Genomic DNA, 16505 nt, shown 5'->3' with positions numbered 1-16505 from the left:
CAGAGTGTTTCAAGGTGGTTTTCTCCTTGCCCTCTGTGATCTCTGTAGCAAAAAAATTGTTTTTTTATAGGTTCACTCTGACACGAAGTTGAAATTAAGCGTGTCAGACAGGCGTGACAGTAAACGTGACGCCAAAAGCATGTGTTAGCCACAGACAACACAGAGGTCGCAGAGAAAAAGCGCTTTTACAGATTTTCTCTTTATCTTGTTTGCTGTGAGGTAAAAATATTTTTTATGGAAATACAACTTCAATGAGCGATATTAAAAAAGCCGTATTGGCCTATTCTGGCGGCCTGGACACTTCCGTGATTCTTAAATGGTTGCAGGACACTTATCAATGTGAGGTGGTCACGTTTACTGCCGACCTTGGTCAGGGCGAAGAGCTGGAGCCCGCGCGTGAAAAAGCCAAAAAATTTGGCGTGAACGAAATCTATATTGATGACCTGCGTGAAGAGTTTGTGCGTGATTTTGTGTTCCCGATGTTCCGGGCCAACACTGTTTACGAAGGTGAATATTTGCTTGGCACCTCGATTGCGCGTCCGCTGATTGCCAAGCGCCTGATTGAAATTGCCAACGAAACCAAAGCGGATGCTATTTCGCATGGTGCCACCGGTAAGGGTAACGACCAGGTGCGTTTTGAGCTGGGTGCCTATGCCTTGAATCCCAACATCAAAATTATCGCCCCATGGCGTGAATGGGATCTGCTGTCCCGTGAAAAACTGCTGGCCTATGCCGAAAAACATGGTATCCCGGTTGAGATGAAGCACAAGCAAGGCGGCAGCCCTTATTCAATGGATGCTAACCTGTTGCATATTTCCTACGAAGGCCGTCACCTGGAAGACCCGGCAGCGGAAGCCGAGGAAGACATGTGGCGCTGGACCGTATCCCCTGAAAAAGCGCCAGACGCGGCCGAATATCTGGACCTTGAGTTCAAACAGGGTGACATTGTTGCGCTTAATGGCAAATCCATGAAAGCACACGAGATTCTGGCTGAGCTGAACCGCTTGGGTGGCAAACATGGTGTGGGTCGTCTTGATCTGGTGGAAAACCGCTATGTAGGCATGAAGTCCCGTGGTTGCTACGAAACTCCGGGCGGCACCATTATTCTGAAAGCGCACCGTGCGATTGAAAGCATTACGCTGGACCGCGAAGTGGCGCACTTGAAGGATGATTTGATGCCACGTTACGCCAGCCTGATCTATAACGGCTACTGGTGGAGCCCAGAGCGTGTTGCCTTGCAAACTTTGATCGACCATACCCAGGCGACGGTGAATGGCTGGGTGCGCGTGAAGTTGTACAAAGGCAACGTGATTGTGGTTGGCCGTGACAGCAAAACTGATTCGTTGTTTGACTCGACCATTGCGACGTTTGAGGATGACAAAGGCGCTTATGACCAGAAAGATGCCGGCGGGTTTATCAAGTTGAATGCTTTGCGCATGCGTATTGCAGCCAACTTGCACAGCCGTAAAAAATAATTCTTATGGCTCATCGACGCGTCATTGCCTACGACTCTACCTTGCGCGATGGCGCGCAAGCGCAGGGAGTGTCTTTTTCGGTTGAGGATAAACTCAAGGTGGTTCAGCGTCTGGACCAATTGGGCATTGGCTACATTGAGGCCGGTAATCCTGGCTCTAACCCGAAAGACCTCGAGTTTTTTGCCCGCGTCGGCGAGCTCCATCTGCAGCATGCCAAAATTATTGCGTTTGGCAGTACACGCCGGATTGGCATTACCGCAGCAGAAGACAAGAATTTGCAGTCGCTGTTATCAGCCAACACAACGGCGGTGGCCATTTTTGGCAAGAGTTGGGATTACCAGGTCACTGACATTCTGCGTACGACGCTAGACGAAAACCTGGCGATGATTGCCGATACCATTGCCTACCTCAAGGCGCAAGGCAAAGAGGTGGTGTTTGACGCCGAGCATTTTTACGATGGCTATCAAGCCAATGCCGACTATGCCATGCAGACATTGCAAGCCGCGGTAGATGCTGGGGCGGATGTGTTGGCCTTGTGTGATACCAATGGCGGCACTTTCCCGAACGAGGTATTCAGCATCACGCAAACAGTGGTGAACCGTTTCCCTGCAGTGCAGATCGGCATTCATTGCCATAACGACTGTGAAATGGCGGTCGCCAACTCGGTGGCTGCCGTGCAGGCTGGCGCCATCCAGGTGCAAGGCACCATCAACGGCATCGGTGAGCGCTGTGGTAACGCCAACCTGGTGTCGATTATCCCTAATGTGCAGTTGAAACTGGGTTTGGCCTGTATTTCAGAGTCGCAATTATCCGAGTTGACGTCCGCCGCACGCTTTGTCAGTGAAGTCGCCAATGTTGCGTTTAACGACAAGGCGCCTTATGTCGGGCAGGATGCCTTTGCGCACAAGGGCGGCATGCATATTGATGCAGTGAATAAGAATCCGAAATCTTATGAGCACATCAACCCTGGCATGGTTGGCAATGAGAGACATATTCTGGTCTCTGAAGTCGCGGGTCGCGGGGCGATTTTGCGCAAGTTGCAACAAATTGATCCTAGCCTGACCAAAGAGTCTCAAGCGGCAGTGAATATCCTGGAGCAGCTGAAAGCTCTGGAGCATGAAGGGTATCAGTTTGAAAATGCCGAGAGCTCGTTTGACTTGCTGATGCAGAAATTACTGGGCAAGTTCAAGCCGTTTTTCAGCCTCAAGCAATACCATGTCAATATTTATGAACCGTCAGCGGATGGGTTGAATTCCTCGGTGACGATACACGTCAGCGTGAATGGCCAGGAAACCAGCGCAACCGCTCAGGGTGATGGTCCCGTGAATGCCCTGGACAAGGCCATGCGCAAGGCGCTGCAGCCGTTTTATCCGGCCATCGATGAAATCAAGCTGGTGGATTACAAAGTGCGGGTGCTGGACTCCAATCTGGCCACGGCAGCGAAGGTGCGTGTGTTGATAGAGTCTACCGATCAGCAAAGCAACTGGACGACCATCGGTGTTTCTTCTGACATCATTCAGGCATCCTGGCTGGCCTTGAAGGATGCGATTGAATATAAGTTGTCGCAATCGCGGACAAGCCCATAAGCGCAGCAAACCCGAACGCTGATTAGTCAGCAGGTTGCAGCAACACCAGTTTAAGGTGTTCCTGTTCTACCGGACGTAGCGTCACCTGCTGATATTGAATCAAGCCTTGCGTCGGATGTTGAAAGGCGCGCTGTCCGCCTTGTCTTTCCAGCACATCATGCTGTTTCCAGAACGCTGCAAACTCTGCACTGGCATTACTCAGTTCGTCGATGAGTTTCTTGATTTCAGGCTCTTCCAGCCGTGTGCGGCTGTCCGCTCTGAATTCTGCCACCAGTCTACGCGCGCGCATGTCCCAGTTCACTACAAACTGTTTTGCCGCCGGATGTGCAAACACAAAGCGTAGCAGGTTGGGGTGTTCACCAGCAGGCCACTCAATATCCAGCAGTCCGCTAAACAAATCACTTGCTGCGGTATTCCAGGCCAACATGTCCCAGGTGCGGCCCATGATGTACGCCGGAATCTGGATGTGTTTCAGCATGGTCACCAGGGTTTCCGGCGCCGTATCAACTTGGTTCTGGTGTGCATGCGGGTCACGGCGGTCTGCCATGTCAAACAGATAGCTACGTTCAGACTTGCTCAGTTTGAGTGCATTGGCCAGGCGGTCCAGGGCTTCGGCCGACACATTGACTTCGCGCGCTTGCTCGATCCAGGTGTACCAGGTAGCGCTGATCCCTGCCAATTGAGCCACTTCTTCGCGGCGTAGCCCTTGGGTGCGACGGCGAACGCCTGATGGAAAACCAAAGGCTTCCGGGCTGCCACGCTGGCGCATGGCTTGTAAAAATTCTGCGAGCTCCTGGCGTCTTGAATCCATCTTTTCCTGTTGAGCATCAATTGCTTGCGTGTGCAGCGGCTGTTTAAAGTGGTAGTTTCAATACTAGTATAAATCATATTCTTGTAAGGGTATTGAAACTTAGGTATTCTGCGTAGGTTATTTATTTTGTGTGGTTTGAAAGGAACTGTCATGGCAGGTAAAACGCTGTACGACAAATTATGGGATTCGCATGTGGTGCGTGAAGAAGCAGACGGCACCTGTCTGATTTACATTGACCGCCATCTGGTGCATGAAGTGACCAGCCCACAGGCTTTTGAAGGCTTGCGTCTGGCCGGGCGTAAACCATGGCGTAATTCCAGCATTGTGGCTAACCCTGACCACAATACACCGACCAAAGACTGGGACAAAGGCATTGAAGATCCAGTGTCCCGTTTGCAGGTGGAAACGCTGGATAACAACATCAAAGAGTTTGGTGCCTTGGTGTATTTTCCTTTTAAAAACAAAGACCAAGGCATTATTCATGTGATTGGGCCTGAAAATGGCACGACCTTGCCTGGTATGACCGTGGTCTGTGGCGATAGCCATACCTCAACTCATGGTGCCTTTGGCGCGTTGGCGCACGGCATCGGTACTTCAGAGGTTGAGCATGTCTTGGCTACACAAACCCTGGTCGCGAAAAAATCCAAGCGCATGCTGGTGAAGGTCGATGGCCAATTGGGCAAAGGCGTGACGGCCAAAGACGTGGCGCTGGCGATTATCGGCAAAATCGGTACCGCTGGCGGTACGGGGTACGCGATTGAGTTTGGCGGCGAAGTGATCCGTGGCTTGTCCATGGAAGGCCGCATGACGCTGTGTAACATGGCGATTGAAGCCGGCGCTCGTGCGGGCCTGGTGGCCCCGGATGAGAAAACATCAGCTTACCTTGAAGGCCGTCTGCATGCGCCTAAGGGCGAGCATTGGGCGCAAGCTGTCGCTTACTGGAGCACCCTCAAATCCGATGCTGATGCCGAGTTTGATACCATCGTGACATTGAACGGTGCAGAGATTGCTCCACAAGTGACTTGGGGGACCTCGCCTGAGCAAGTGCTGCCCATCGGCTCCACTGTGCCGGATCCTGCCCAGGAAGCCGATGCAACCAAACGCACCAGTATTGAAAACGCGCTCAAATATATGGGCTTGACTGCCAATACCCCGATTGAGCAAATTCAGCTCGATAAAATCTTTATTGGTTCCTGCACCAACTCGCGTATTGAGGACTTGCGTGCCGCTGCCAGCGTCGCCAAAGGTAAAAAAGTGGCCAGCAATATCAAGCTGGCGATGGTGGTGCCGGGCTCTGGCCAGGTGAAGCGCCAGGCCGAAGCTGAAGGCTTGGACAAGATTTTTATTGAGGCTGGTTTTGAGTGGCGTGAGCCTGGCTGCTCCATGTGTCTGGCCATGAACTCAGACCGCTTGAGCCCTGGTGAGCGTTGCGCTTCAACCTCCAACCGTAACTTTGAAGGCCGTCAGGGTCCAGGTGGACGTACGCATTTGGTCAGCCCTGAAATGGCGGCAGCTGCTGCGATTGCCGGTCATTTTGTTGACGTGCGCAGCGCATAAGAGGAGAACATTATGAAAGCATTTACTACCTTGAATGGGCTGGTTTGTCCGCTGGATCGAGCCAACGTGGACACTGACGCGATTATTCCCAAGCAGTTCTTGAAATCAATCAAACGTTCTGGTTTCGGCCCGTATTTGTTTGATGAGTGGCGCTATACCAACTATGGCGAGCCTGGTATGGATTGCAGTACGCGTCCATTAAATCCGGACTTTGTCTTGAACCAGCCGCGTTACCAAGGTGCACAAGTCCTGCTCGCGCGTGACAACTTTGGCTGCGGCTCTTCACGTGAGCATGCGCCATGGGCGATTGAAGACCAAGGCTTCCGTGTCATTATTGCGCCCAGCTTTGCCGATATTTTCTTTAATAACTGCTATAAAAACGGTATTTTGCCCATCGTGGCTGCTGCCGAGCAGGTGGATCAGTTGTTCAAAGAATGCTTTGCCAATGAAGGGTATACACTGAATGTCGATCTGGTAGCGCAAACAGTGACCACGCCTTCTGGCCAGTCATTCAGCTTTGAGATTACACCGACACGCAAGCACAATTTGCTCAATGGCCTGGATGAGATCGGCCTGACCTTGCAGCATGCAGATGAAATCAAAACGTTTGAAGAGAAACATAAGGCTGCACAACCCTGGTTGTTCGCATAAAAACGTAATTCATCTGCGACAAAATGAATTGGCGTTGTTGCTCGGTGCTCGAAATCCTTATGTATTCAGTGTACATTCCGGTTTCTGCGCTCCGAGCGCCTAGCCACGCCATCGCTCGCGACGGTTTTTCATCGTTTTTATTGAGATTGTATATATAGTTAGGAAAAAATAATGGCATTGAATATTGCAGTGTTGCCAGGCGATGGCATCGGCCCGGAAATTATTAAACAAGCCTTGCGCGTACTGGATGTGTTGCACAAAGAAGGTCTGGAAATGACCTTCACCGAGGCACCGTTGGGTGGTCAGGCGTATGACCAGTTCGGTCATCCCTATCCAGAGTTTACGCAAAAAGTTTGCCGTGAAGCGGATGCTGTTTTGTTGGGCGCGGTAGGCGGCCCACAGTATGACACCCTGGACCGTCCATTGCGTCCAGAGCGCGGTTTGCTGGCGATTCGTAAAGACTTGGGTCTGTTTGCCAACTTGCGCCCAGCGGTGCTGTTCCCAGAGTTGGCCAACGCTTCTACGCTAAAACCTGAAGTGGTGGCTGGTCTGGATATCATGATTGTGCGTGAACTGACCGGTGACGTCTATTTTGGTCAGCCACGCGGCATGCGCACCAACGAGCAGGGCGTGCGCGAAGGTTTTAATACCATGATTTACAGTGAGCCAGAAGTCCGCCGTATTGCGCACGTCGCTTTCCAGATCGCGATGAAACGCCAGAAAAAACTGTGTTCAGTAGACAAGGCCAATGTGCTGGAAACCACCGAGTTCTGGAAAGAAATCGTGATCGATGTAGCGAAAGAATATCCGGAAGTCGAGTTGAGCCATATGTATGTGGACAATGCCGCCATGCAGCTGATTCGCAACCCTAAACAGTTTGACGTGATGGTGACTGGTAACATTTTTGGTGACATCCTGTCTGATGAAGCCTCCATGCTGACTGGCTCAATTGGTATGCTGGCTTCTGCATCCTTGAACGAGAGCAAAAAAGGCCTGTATGAACCATCACACGGTTCTGCACCGGATATCGCCGGCAAGAACCTGGCTAACCCGATTGCGACCATTTTGTCTGCGGCCATGATGTTGCGCTACAGCTTTGATAATGAAGCTGCTGCCACCCGCATTGAAAATGCTGTGAAAAAGGTTCTGGCAGCGGGCTACCGCACCGGTGACATCTACGAAGAAGGCACCAAACGCGTGTCATGCTCGGAGATGGGCGACCAAATCGTAGCGGCCATGTAACACTGGTTGCGCGGGCGGATGCAACTTCATCGCGCTCGCGCAGATTTAGCTGTGATATAGTCCTTTGCTTGTTTTGCAGCGTATTGAAATTAAACAGGAATTTAAAAATGGCGCAATTTGATAATGTCAGTGTAAAAAAGAAAGCCAACGTCTATTTTGATGGCAAATGTGTGAGTCACACCGTGCTGTTCCCGAATGGCACGCGGTGTACCGTAGGCGTAATTTTTCCGAGTACATTGACCTTTAATACAGGCTCCCCGGAGTTGATGGAAATCAACGATGGTGTTTGCAAGGTACGCCTGAAAGGCGAGGAAAACTGGACCACCTACAAGGGCGGTGAGAAATTCACGGTACCGGGTAATTCCAGTTTTGAGATTGAAACAGTAGAGACCGTAGACTACGTCTGCCACTTCGAATAATTGCGATTGCTCGGCATGACTGCGTTGGTCGCGCTGGTCGTACTAGATGTACTGCCTGCGCGCTTCCGCCTTGTCCTGCCATCGCTTGTGAGGTTTTAAAAAATGCCTAGCTTTGATATTACATCCGAAGTCGATATGGTTAATTTGAAGAATTCGATTGATGCTGCCAGCAAGCAAATTACCAATCGCTATGACTTTAAAGGCACTTCGGCCAACATCGAGTTTAACGAGAAAGACAAAGTGATCACTTTGTTTGGGGATAATGATTTTCAGCTGGATCAGGTGAAAGATATTTTGCTGCCAGCCATGGAAAAAAAAGAGCCAGAGTCTTCCAAGCGGCTGGAGCACAAGGATGTGCAAAAGGTGTCTGGTAACAAGGTCAAGCAGGAGTTGATTGTGCGTGATAGCATTGATAGCGACCTGGCCAAAAAAATCACCAAGCTGATTAAAGACAGTGGCATGAAAGTCCAGGCCACCATTCAGGGCGACACCGTGCGCGTGAATGGGGCGAAGCGAGACGTCCTGCAAGAGGCGATTGCATTTGTGAAAAAGAGTATTACTGATTTTCCGTTGAAATTTGGTAACTTTAGAGACTGATGACGGTCGGCATCAGTCATTTGAGGAGAGGATGATGTTTAAAACGTTAATTTTGTGTGTAATCACTGCATTGACCTTGGCGGCCTGTAATACCATTGACGGCATGGGCAAGGATCTGGAAAAGGCTGGCGAAGCCGTGCAAAAGTCAACCAAATAAGGGTTGAATCAAAATTATCTGCGTTTATCCGCACGGCTGTGCGGTTAACAATAAAGGTTGAATATGTTGAAGGTAGGGTTTGTAGGCTGGCGTGGCATGGTGGGTTCTGTGCTGATGCAACGCATGCGTCAGGAAAATGATTTTGCGGATATCGAACCGCAGTTTTTCACCACCTCGCAAGCAGGCGGTGCAGCACCCAATGTGGGTAAAGCATCTCCCGCGCTTAAAGATGCGAAAAATATAGACGCATTGAAGCAGATGGAGGTGATTGTCACCTGCCAGGGCGGCGATTACACCAGTGAAGTGTTCCCGCAATTGCGCGCTGCCGGCTGGAACGGTCACTGGATTGATGCTGCCTCGACCTTGCGTATGGAGGACGATGCCGTGATTATTCTTGATCCGGTCAATATGCATGTCATTAAAGATGCGCTCGCGAATGGCGGAAACAACTGGATAGGCGGCAATTGCACGGTTTCGTTGATGCTGATGGCGCTTAATGGCTTGTTCAAGGCCGATCTGGTTGAGTGGGCAACGTCCATGACCTACCAGGCTGCGTCTGGTGCCGGTGCACAAAATATGCGTGAATTGATTACGCAAATGGGCGTGGTCAATGCCTCTGTGGCTGACTTGCTGGCCGATCCTGCTTCTGCGATTCTGGATATCGACAAACAGGTGGCCGATACCATCCGCAGTGAAGCGCTACCGCAATCCAACTTTGGCGTGCCGCTTGCCGGTAGCCTGATCCCCTGGATAGACAAGGATTTGGGCAATGGTCAAAGCAAAGAAGAGTGGAAGGGGGGCGTTGAGACCAACAAGATTCTGGGGCGCTCGGCAAATCCGATTGTGATTGATGGTTTGTGTGTGCGCATTGGCGCCATGCGTTGCCATTCACAGGCTTTGACGCTCAAACTGCGCAAAGACGTGCCGCTCGATGAGATCAACCAGATGCTGGCGGAAGCCAACCCCTGGGCAAAGGTGATTCCCAACGAGCGCGAAGTGAGTATGCGTGAGTTAACGCCAGCGGCGATTACCGGCACGTTGACCACGCCGGTGGGGCGTTTGCGCAAACTGGCAATGGGTGGCGAATATCTGTCCGCGTTTACAGTCGGCGACCAGTTGTTGTGGGGTGCCGCCGAGCCATTGCGACGCATGTTAAGAATTTTGGTAGAAGCTTAAGTAGTTTGTGAAGTAGCAGCCCGTAAAGCTATGATTTATCAATGAAATCATAGTCTTTTCGGGCTTTTGCTTTTTTGGGGCTAGTGTTTAATGGATGCGAGACACTAAAAACAGTGTATATATTGCCTGCAAGCCGTCTGCACGCGCTTGCGTGGCTGTCTGAATGATGCTATTTTGACAAAAGCCATGAATGAAAAAAGGGTGAATCGGTGCGTAAAATTCAATTAAAAAAAATAGCCTTTGCCTTGAGTCTGGGTGCTGCCATGTCAGCGCATGCTGCCGGATTGGGTACCATCACGTCCAGCTCAAAACTGGGGGAACCACTCAATGCTGAAATCGAGCTGTTGGCCGTCACGCCTGCAGAGTTGAGCAGCATTCAAGCTGCGCTTGCCAGTGAGCAGGTATATCAGGATCAAATGCTGGAAAAGCCTGCGGCTTATCCATTCATCAAAATTGAGGTTGGCAATAATACAAAAGGCCTTCCTATCCTCAAGTTGAGCAGTACACAACCGATTACAGAAGCCTTCCTGGACATGCTGATCCAGGTAGACTGGCCGACCGGTCGCCTGGTAAAAGAGTACACCTTACTGTTAGACCCGCCCGGTTTTAACTCTAATTATGCTGCCGAAGCTGCGGCGACGCCCACGGTGAAACAGTCAGAAGCCCAACCTGCGCCAGCCGTGGCCGCTGAGAGCCGTCCTGCAGAAACTAAGAGTGCGAAGGCTCCGACTGCAGCCAAGCTAGCGGTCAAAAAAGTCGAGCCTAAATCACCGGCTCAAGACACTGCCTCTGAGGCGCAAGCGTTGACGACAGAGCGTGGTGATACGCTATATGCCATCGCGCGCCAGATGAAGCCAGAAAATGTCAGCATGGATCAAATGCTGGCTGCGCTTTATCAATCCAATCAGGACGCTTTTGACGGTAAAAACATGAACCGTCTCAAGGTAGGTAAAATCATTCGTCTGCCTGACCAGGCAAGCCTGGAGCGTCTGAGTCGCAAGCAAGCGCAGCAAGTGGTGGCTGAGCATACGGCCAACTGGCTAGCTTATAAAAATACGCTGGGCAAAGTGGTTAAGGAAAGTGCGCCTGCCCAGACCGGTGGCAACACTCAACAATCTGCAGGCAAGATTGGCAGTGCGGGTGACAAACCATTGCCACAGTCCAAGCCAGCCAAGGATGTGTTAAAGCTTTCGGCAGGTGACGAAAAATCGACTTCGTTGACTGACAAGGCCAACAGTAAGGCCTCCGCGACTGCTGCACAAGAGGACGCGACCGCCAAAGCGAATGCGATCAAAGAAGAGCAAGCACGTGCTGCAGCGCTTGAGAAACAAGTGGCCGACATGAAAAAGCTCGTGGAAATGAAAAGCAATGCCATGGCACAGGCTGAAAAAAATGCTGCGCAGGCAGCGTCTGCATCCAACGCTGAACAGAATAAAACGGCTACCGAGCCAGTTAAGCCTGAACCAGCCAAGTCAGAATCTACAACCTCTGCCCCGGCTAAAGCAGAAGCAGATAAGGCCGCTGGTGAGAAAACTGAGCCGGCTAAAACCGAGTCACCCAGCACTGTTGCAGAAAACAAGCCAGCGGCACCACCGGTTGAGCCTGCGCCTGAAGTTGCGACCACCCAACCCTCATTTATGCACGTGTTGCTTGAGCGTCTGAAGTCAATTAACCCTGTCTTGCCATTTGCCTTGATTGGATTGCCTATCTTGCTTTGCATTTGGGCTGTGATCCGTATTCGTCGTAAAAAGCAGATTGATAACTTTGAAGACGTGATTGTGACCTCGCCGGCCACTGAAATGCAAAACAATACAGTGTTCGGGGATACACAAGCGGCTGCTTCGGGCGACACTTCATTTCTGACCGACTTCTCGCAGAGTGGGGTAGGCGGCATGATTGACTCTCATGATGTTGATCCGATTGCCGAGGCTGAGGTGTATATGGCCTATGGCCGCGATGCGCAGGCCGAAGAAATCCTCAAAGATGCCATTCAAAAAGATCCTGACCGCCATGAACTCAAACTTAAACTGCTGGAAATTTATCAGGCAAGCGCGAATAAAGGCGCATTTGAGTCGTTGGCCAGTGATCTTTATGCCAAGCTGGGGCCGGCTGACAGTACCTGGGCAAAAGTGACGGCTATGGGACAGAAGCTGGACCCTGAAAACAGCCTGTATCAGGTCAGTGCAGAGCCCGTGAGTGCGTCAGAGGATGACAATGTCACTGTTGCCCGTGCAACTGAACCATCTACTTCAGCCGAAAATGAAGAGGGTTACCATTTCAATTTTGAGGCCCCTGCTTTAGAGTTTGAGTCTGTAAATGCAGCGGTCTCGGCTTCACCCGAGCCTGTTGAAAAGTCTCAGAATAATGAGGTCGCCGAAACTGAGAAAAATGAGGCTGAGGCTGCCATTGGTATGAGCCAACAAGCGGAGGACGAGCCATTGGTTTTTGAGTCAGCTGCGTTGGCTGAAACTGATGTTGCAAAAGAAACCCTTGCACAGCCTGGCGCAACAGCATTAACGCTCGAGGATGAGCCGTTGTCATTCACCGCGCCCGAGCGTGCTGCAGCTGAACCGGAAGCGTCAGCTCTCAACAGCACTGGGCTTGAAGATGTGGCAGATTCTGTAAATGAGGCAGCCGCTACCGACCCTGCGCTGCAGGTCGCCAGTGCCGAGGCTGAGTTGACCCCAAAATCACTGGATTTGCCATCACTCAATCTGGATGATGCTGAACAGACTGCGGCGCCATTTGCCGCGCCTGCTAATTCAGTCAGTGGCGAGCCTGCATTGTCCAATGAAGACGCTGTATTCGAGTCGCTGCCGGAGCTCTCTCTGGAATTGGGTGGGCCTAACGATGCAGCCGGAAATGATCCTGAGGACTTGTCATTGGACGATCTGGATATGGAAGCTCCGGTGGCCTCATTGAATGAGCCCGTTGCGCCAGAGGCTGCTGCTCCTGAAGCTGAGTTTCCTGAGATTTCCCTGGATGTGAGCGAAGCAGTGCCTGCGCCAGCCGAAGATCCGGTCGACGAGCCTGAAGAGGTCAATACCAAGCTGGATTTGATTCAGGCCTATATTGATATGGAAGATGTCATTGGTGCCAGAGAACTGATCGAAGAGGTGATGGCAGAAGGTGGTGAACGCCAGCGGCAACGCGCCAGTGAGTTACTCGAGAAAATTGCATAATCAAAGGCCGGGTTTCCGGCCTTGTTTTTGTGTGCCTTGATTAGGCGTTATCGCACTCAGCCCTTATACTAGGCGCCATGAAAATTGCGATTGGCATAGAATATCATGGCGCTCACTTTCAGGGCTGGCAAAGTCAGCCCAATGGTGCCGGGGTACAGGATGCATTAGAGCGCGCAATTGCGCTGGTTGCAGGCGAACAGGTGCGTTTGCATGCGGCGGGACGGACGGATAGCGGGGTGCATGCATTGATGCAAGTGGCCCACTTTGAGACTGCTGTGGCCAGGCCCTTGAATGCCTGGGTGCGTGGCAGTAATGCACATTTGCCGCCTTGGGTACGTGTATTGTGGGCAAGCGAAGTCGCTAATGATTTTCATGCCAGGTTTAGTGCACGGGCACGCAGTTATCAGTATGTGCTATATAACCACCCGGTTGCGCCTGCGAGTCAGCATGGAAGAGTAGGCTGGTATCATCGGCCACTGGCGGTTGCCGCCATGCAGCAGGCTATGCAAACCCTGCTTGGCGAGCATGATTTCAGTGCGTTTAGGGCCAGTGAGTGTCAGGCCAGTAGCCCGGTGCGCACCCTCTCTCAGGCAGCGCTTAAGGCGCAGGGGCGTTACCTGATTTTTCACTTTCAGGCCAATGCTTTTTTGCAGCATCAAATCCGTAATATGGTCGGCGCCTTGATCTATGTTGGACAAGGGAAGCTGGATGTCTCAGCGTTTGCCGAGCTGCTGCAACATCGGGATAGACGGCTTGCTCCGCCCACCTTCATGCCCGATGGTCTGTATTTTACCGGCGTTCAATATGAGGCCGCCTGGCAATTGCCGCCATGCAGTGCCGATTGGGATGCATTCAACACGGATTGAAACCTGACTGAACAACATGAGAAGAACCAGAGTTAAGATTTGCGGGATTACCCGGTTAGAGGATGCGCTGGCGGCGATCGCTGCTGGCGCAGATGCGTTGGGGTTTGTATTTTACGCGCCCAGTCCGCGTGCGGTGAGCGCTGAGCAGGCAAGGGCGATTGTGGCTGCGTTGCCTCCATTTGTCAGTAAAGTGGGATTGTTTGTCAATGCGCCAGCCGACGAGGTGCGCCAGGTGATTGCCACGACCGGTCTGGATTGTTTGCAGTTTCATGGCGATGAGTCTGCGCAGGATTGCGCGCAATTTAATCTGCCATATTACAAGGCAATCCGCGTCAAACCAGGGGTAAATTTGATACAATGCGAGTCTGATTTTGCTTCTGCGAACGCTTTGCTACTGGATACCTATTCTGAAAAGGCTGTGGGCGGAACCGGCGAAACCTTCGACTGGTCACTGATCCCGTTGCAGATGCAAAAGCCCTTGATTCTCGCTGGCGGATTGCAAGTAGAGAATGTGGCGCAAGCTGTTGAGCAGGTTCAACCCTATGCCGTGGATATTAGCGGCGGTGTGGAAGTACAAAAAGGGATAAAGTCCCCACAAAAAATAGCTGCATTCATGCGGCAGGTCGTGCAGGCAGATGCTGTACATAATGGGCGGTTTGAGTAACGAGATAGATACGGAGTAATACATGCAAGTCTATGATATGCCAGATGCGCGTGGCCATTTTGGTCCTTTTGGTGGGGTTTTTGTAGCTGAAACCTTGGTCGAGGCGTTGGAAGAACTGCGCCTGATGTATGAAAAATACCGTCACGACCCTGAATTTCTGGCTGAGTTTGCTTATGATCTCAAGCATTTCGTCGGTCGCCCCAGCCCGATTTACCATGCCAAGCGTTTGTCCGACAAAGTCGGTGGCGCTCAAATTTACCTCAAGCGCGAAGACCTGAATCACACGGGTGCGCACAAAATCAATAACACGATAGGTCAAGCCTTGTTGGCTAAACGCATGGGTAAGCCACGCGTGATTGCCGAAACCGGGGCCGGTCAACACGGCGTGGCTACAGCTACGATTGCGGCCCGTTTGGGTCTGGAGTGTGTGGTCTATATGGGCTCGGAAGATGTGAAGCGCCAGGCGCCTAATGTGTTCCGCATGAAGCTGCTGGGAGCGACCGTTGTGCCGGTTGAAAGTGGCTCAAAAACGCTCAAAGATGCCTTAAACGAAGCCATGCGTGACTGGGTGACCAATATCTCGGATACGTTTTACATCATTGGTACCGTTGCCGGCCCACATCCTTACCCGACGATGGTCAGGGACTTTCAGGCCGTGATCGGCGTGGAGGCCAAACAGCAGATGCAGGAAATGCTTGGTCGCCAGCCCGATGCTGTGGTGGCCTGTGTTGGTGGTGGTTCCAACGCGATGGGGATCTTCTATCCCTATATTGATGTAGAAGGCGTACGCCTGATTGGCGTAGAGGCGGGTGGTCATGGCTTGACCACTGGCCAGCATGCCGCACCTTTGACCGCTAACAGCCCAATCGGTGTCTTACATGGCAACCGTACCTATCTGATGCAGGATGAAGACGGCAACATCATAGAAACGCATTCGATTTCTGCCGGCCTGGATTATCCCGGTGTGGGTCCTGAGCATGCCTGGTTGAAAGACATCAAGCGCGCCGAGTATGTGGCCATTACGGATGATGAAGCCATGGCTGCCTTCCATAACTTGTGCCGTACCGAAGGCATTATCCCCGCGCTGGAGTCCAGTCATGCCTTGGCCTATGCTGAAAAATTAGCCAAAACCATGTCACCAGATCAGGTTGTGTTGGTGAACTTGTCCGGACGCGGCGACAAAGATATCAACACCGTCGCAAGCTTGGCCAATATTACATTGTGATTCGCAGCCGCCAGGGAGAAAGACCTCTCTGGCGCATGTGCATCTTTCATTTTCTGAACCCTTAAAAACACAGATTCTTATGTCCCGTATTCAATCGGTTTTTGCCTCGCTCAAGGCGCAAAACAAAAAAGCATTGATCCCCTATATCACAGCAGGTGACCCGCATCCTGATCAGACCGTGCCTTTAATGCATGCGATGGTTGCTGCTGGCGCAGACATGATCGAGCTTGGTGTCCCTTTTTCTGATCCGATGGCGGATGGCCCGGTCATTCAGCGTGCCAGTGAGCGCGCGTTGGTGCACAAAATGGGCTTGCGTAAAGTGCTGGGCATGGTGAAGACCTTCAGGGAAACCAATCAGCAGACGCCGATTATCCTGATGGGTTACGCTAACCCCATTGAAGCCATGGGCGCTGCAGAATTTGTTGCATTGGCGCAAGCCTCAGGTGTCGATGGCGTGTTGACTGTGGATTATCCGCCTGAAGAGTGTGATACGTTCAATCAAACGCTCGCAGCTGCAGAGATAGACAGCATTTTCCTGTTGTCTCCGACGACAGAGCCTTCACGTACCGAGCTGATTGTGAAACAGGCGACTGGATTTCTTTACTACGTTTCGCTGAAGGGCGTGACAGGGGCGGCCAACCTGGATATCACGGAAGTGAAAAAACGCGTGGCTGAAATCCGTCAGCAGACAAGTTTGCCCATAGGCGTTGGCTTTGGTGTGAAAGATGCGGCCACCGCGCGTGAAGTGGCCGCGATTGCCGATGCGGTGGTTGTCGGTAGCCGGATGGTGTTGGCGATTGAACAATCCGATGCGGCTAACTTGCAGTCAAATGTACAAGCCTTGGTAAAAGAATTACGTACTGCGATTGACTCTGTTTAAGCTGTGATGAACAGGTA

General features: G+C 51.7%; 15 protein-coding genes. 14 read left to right on the top strand and 1 reads right to left on the bottom strand.

Translation table 11 applies throughout. From position 1 onward, the window contains the following. Positions 1-251: 251 nt before the first annotated feature. Both ACT53C_RS09660 and cimA read left to right on the top strand, forming a co-directional pair. Positions 252-1475, top strand: a complete 1224-nt coding sequence (locus ACT53C_RS09660) for an argininosuccinate synthase (protein WP_275355048.1) — start codon at positions 252-254, stop codon at positions 1473-1475. A gap of 5 nt (positions 1476-1480) precedes the next feature. Continuing rightward, a complete protein-coding gene (gene cimA / locus ACT53C_RS09655; RefSeq protein ID WP_476145738.1) occupies positions 1481-3061 on the top strand; it encodes a citramalate synthase in 1581 nt (526 codons plus the stop codon). A gap of 22 nt (positions 3062-3083) precedes the next feature. On the opposite strand, the gene ACT53C_RS09650 is transcribed toward cimA, so the two are convergent. Beyond that, positions 3084-3872 (bottom strand): helix-turn-helix transcriptional regulator, encoded by a 789-nt coding sequence (locus ACT53C_RS09650; protein ID WP_194746848.1) that lies wholly within the window; start codon positions 3870-3872, stop codon positions 3084-3086. A 150-nt stretch (positions 3873-4022) separates the two neighbouring features. Between ACT53C_RS09650 and leuC the strand changes: the two genes are divergently transcribed. The 12 genes from leuC to trpA all read left to right on the top strand — a co-directional run bounded on the left by leuC (position 4023) and on the right by trpA (position 16488). Next, positions 4023-5429 carry a 3-isopropylmalate dehydratase large subunit gene (leuC, locus tag ACT53C_RS09645; protein WP_275355054.1) on the top strand — a complete coding sequence of 469 codons (1407 nt, stop codon included), beginning with the start codon at positions 4023-4025 and terminating at the stop codon, positions 5427-5429. Positions 5430-5441: 12 nt separating this feature from the next. Beyond that, entirely contained in the window at positions 5442-6080 is a 639-nt protein-coding gene (gene leuD / locus ACT53C_RS09640) for a 3-isopropylmalate dehydratase small subunit (protein WP_194746846.1), read from the top strand. 177 nt (positions 6081-6257) lie between these two features. After that, the gene (gene leuB / locus ACT53C_RS09635) at positions 6258-7322 is read left to right on the top strand and encodes a 3-isopropylmalate dehydrogenase (RefSeq protein ID WP_275356369.1); all 1065 of its coding nucleotides are present in this window, start codon (positions 6258-6260) and stop codon (positions 7320-7322) included. Between the two features lie 107 nt (positions 7323-7429). Then, positions 7430-7741: a pyrimidine/purine nucleoside phosphorylase gene (ppnP, locus tag ACT53C_RS09630; RefSeq protein ID WP_194746844.1), complete on the top strand. Its 312-nt coding sequence runs from the start codon at positions 7430-7432 to the stop codon at positions 7739-7741. Positions 7742-7843: 102 nt separating this feature from the next. After that, the gene (locus tag ACT53C_RS09625; protein WP_476145735.1) at positions 7844-8338 is read left to right on the top strand and encodes a YajQ family cyclic di-GMP-binding protein; all 495 of its coding nucleotides are present in this window, start codon (positions 7844-7846) and stop codon (positions 8336-8338) included. Between the two features lie 34 nt (positions 8339-8372). Next, on the top strand, positions 8373-8495 hold the full coding sequence (locus ACT53C_RS09620) for an entericidin A/B family lipoprotein (protein WP_343223934.1): 123 nt from the start codon (positions 8373-8375) through the stop codon (positions 8493-8495). A gap of 63 nt (positions 8496-8558) precedes the next feature. Continuing rightward, on the top strand, positions 8559-9671 hold the full coding sequence (asd, locus tag ACT53C_RS09615) for an aspartate-semialdehyde dehydrogenase (RefSeq protein WP_476145733.1): 1113 nt from the start codon (positions 8559-8561) through the stop codon (positions 9669-9671). A gap of 209 nt (positions 9672-9880) precedes the next feature. Further along, the gene (locus ACT53C_RS09610; protein WP_476145731.1) at positions 9881-12853 is read left to right on the top strand and encodes a motility hub landmark protein FimV; all 2973 of its coding nucleotides are present in this window, start codon (positions 9881-9883) and stop codon (positions 12851-12853) included. A 77-nt stretch (positions 12854-12930) separates the two neighbouring features. Continuing rightward, the gene (truA, locus tag ACT53C_RS09605) at positions 12931-13719 is read left to right on the top strand and encodes a tRNA pseudouridine(38-40) synthase TruA (RefSeq protein WP_476145730.1); all 789 of its coding nucleotides are present in this window, start codon (positions 12931-12933) and stop codon (positions 13717-13719) included. Between the two features lie 16 nt (positions 13720-13735). Beyond that, positions 13736-14383, top strand: a complete 648-nt coding sequence (locus ACT53C_RS09600) for a phosphoribosylanthranilate isomerase (protein WP_476145729.1) — start codon at positions 13736-13738, stop codon at positions 14381-14383. Positions 14384-14405: 22 nt separating this feature from the next. Next, positions 14406-15608: a tryptophan synthase subunit beta gene (gene trpB / locus ACT53C_RS09595; RefSeq protein WP_476145728.1), complete on the top strand. Its 1203-nt coding sequence runs from the start codon at positions 14406-14408 to the stop codon at positions 15606-15608. 79 nt (positions 15609-15687) lie between these two features. Beyond that, entirely contained in the window at positions 15688-16488 is an 801-nt protein-coding gene (trpA, locus tag ACT53C_RS09590) for a tryptophan synthase subunit alpha (protein ID WP_194746836.1), read from the top strand. The last annotated feature ends 17 nt before the right edge of the window (positions 16489-16505 follow it).

The organism is Methylophilus sp. DMC14 (assembly GCF_056314085.1).
Note: the sequence above shows the minus strand (reverse complement) of the source record. Positions and strands in the feature narration are given on the sequence as shown.

Coding starts and splice junctions, on each gene's coding strand:
- ACT53C_RS09660 (WP_275355048.1), top strand. CDS start 252: ATGAGCGATATTAAAAAAGCCGTATTGGCCTATTCTGGCGGCCTGGAC.
- cimA (WP_476145738.1), top strand. CDS start 1,481: ATGGCTCATCGACGCGTCATTGCCTACGACTCTACCTTGCGCGATGGC.
- ACT53C_RS09650 (WP_194746848.1), bottom strand. CDS start 3,872: ATGGATTCAAGACGCCAGGAGCTCGCAGAATTTTTACAAGCCATGCGC.
- leuC (WP_275355054.1), top strand. CDS start 4,023: ATGGCAGGTAAAACGCTGTACGACAAATTATGGGATTCGCATGTGGTG.
- leuD (WP_194746846.1), top strand. CDS start 5,442: ATGAAAGCATTTACTACCTTGAATGGGCTGGTTTGTCCGCTGGATCGA.
- ppnP (WP_194746844.1), top strand. CDS start 7,430: ATGGCGCAATTTGATAATGTCAGTGTAAAAAAGAAAGCCAACGTCTAT.
- ACT53C_RS09625 (WP_476145735.1), top strand. CDS start 7,844: ATGCCTAGCTTTGATATTACATCCGAAGTCGATATGGTTAATTTGAAG.
- ACT53C_RS09620 (WP_343223934.1), top strand. CDS start 8,373: ATGTTTAAAACGTTAATTTTGTGTGTAATCACTGCATTGACCTTGGCG.
- asd (WP_476145733.1), top strand. CDS start 8,559: ATGTTGAAGGTAGGGTTTGTAGGCTGGCGTGGCATGGTGGGTTCTGTG.
- truA (WP_476145730.1), top strand. CDS start 12,931: ATGAAAATTGCGATTGGCATAGAATATCATGGCGCTCACTTTCAGGGC.
- ACT53C_RS09600 (WP_476145729.1), top strand. CDS start 13,736: ATGAGAAGAACCAGAGTTAAGATTTGCGGGATTACCCGGTTAGAGGAT.
- trpB (WP_476145728.1), top strand. CDS start 14,406: ATGCAAGTCTATGATATGCCAGATGCGCGTGGCCATTTTGGTCCTTTT.
- trpA (WP_194746836.1), top strand. CDS start 15,688: ATGTCCCGTATTCAATCGGTTTTTGCCTCGCTCAAGGCGCAAAACAAA.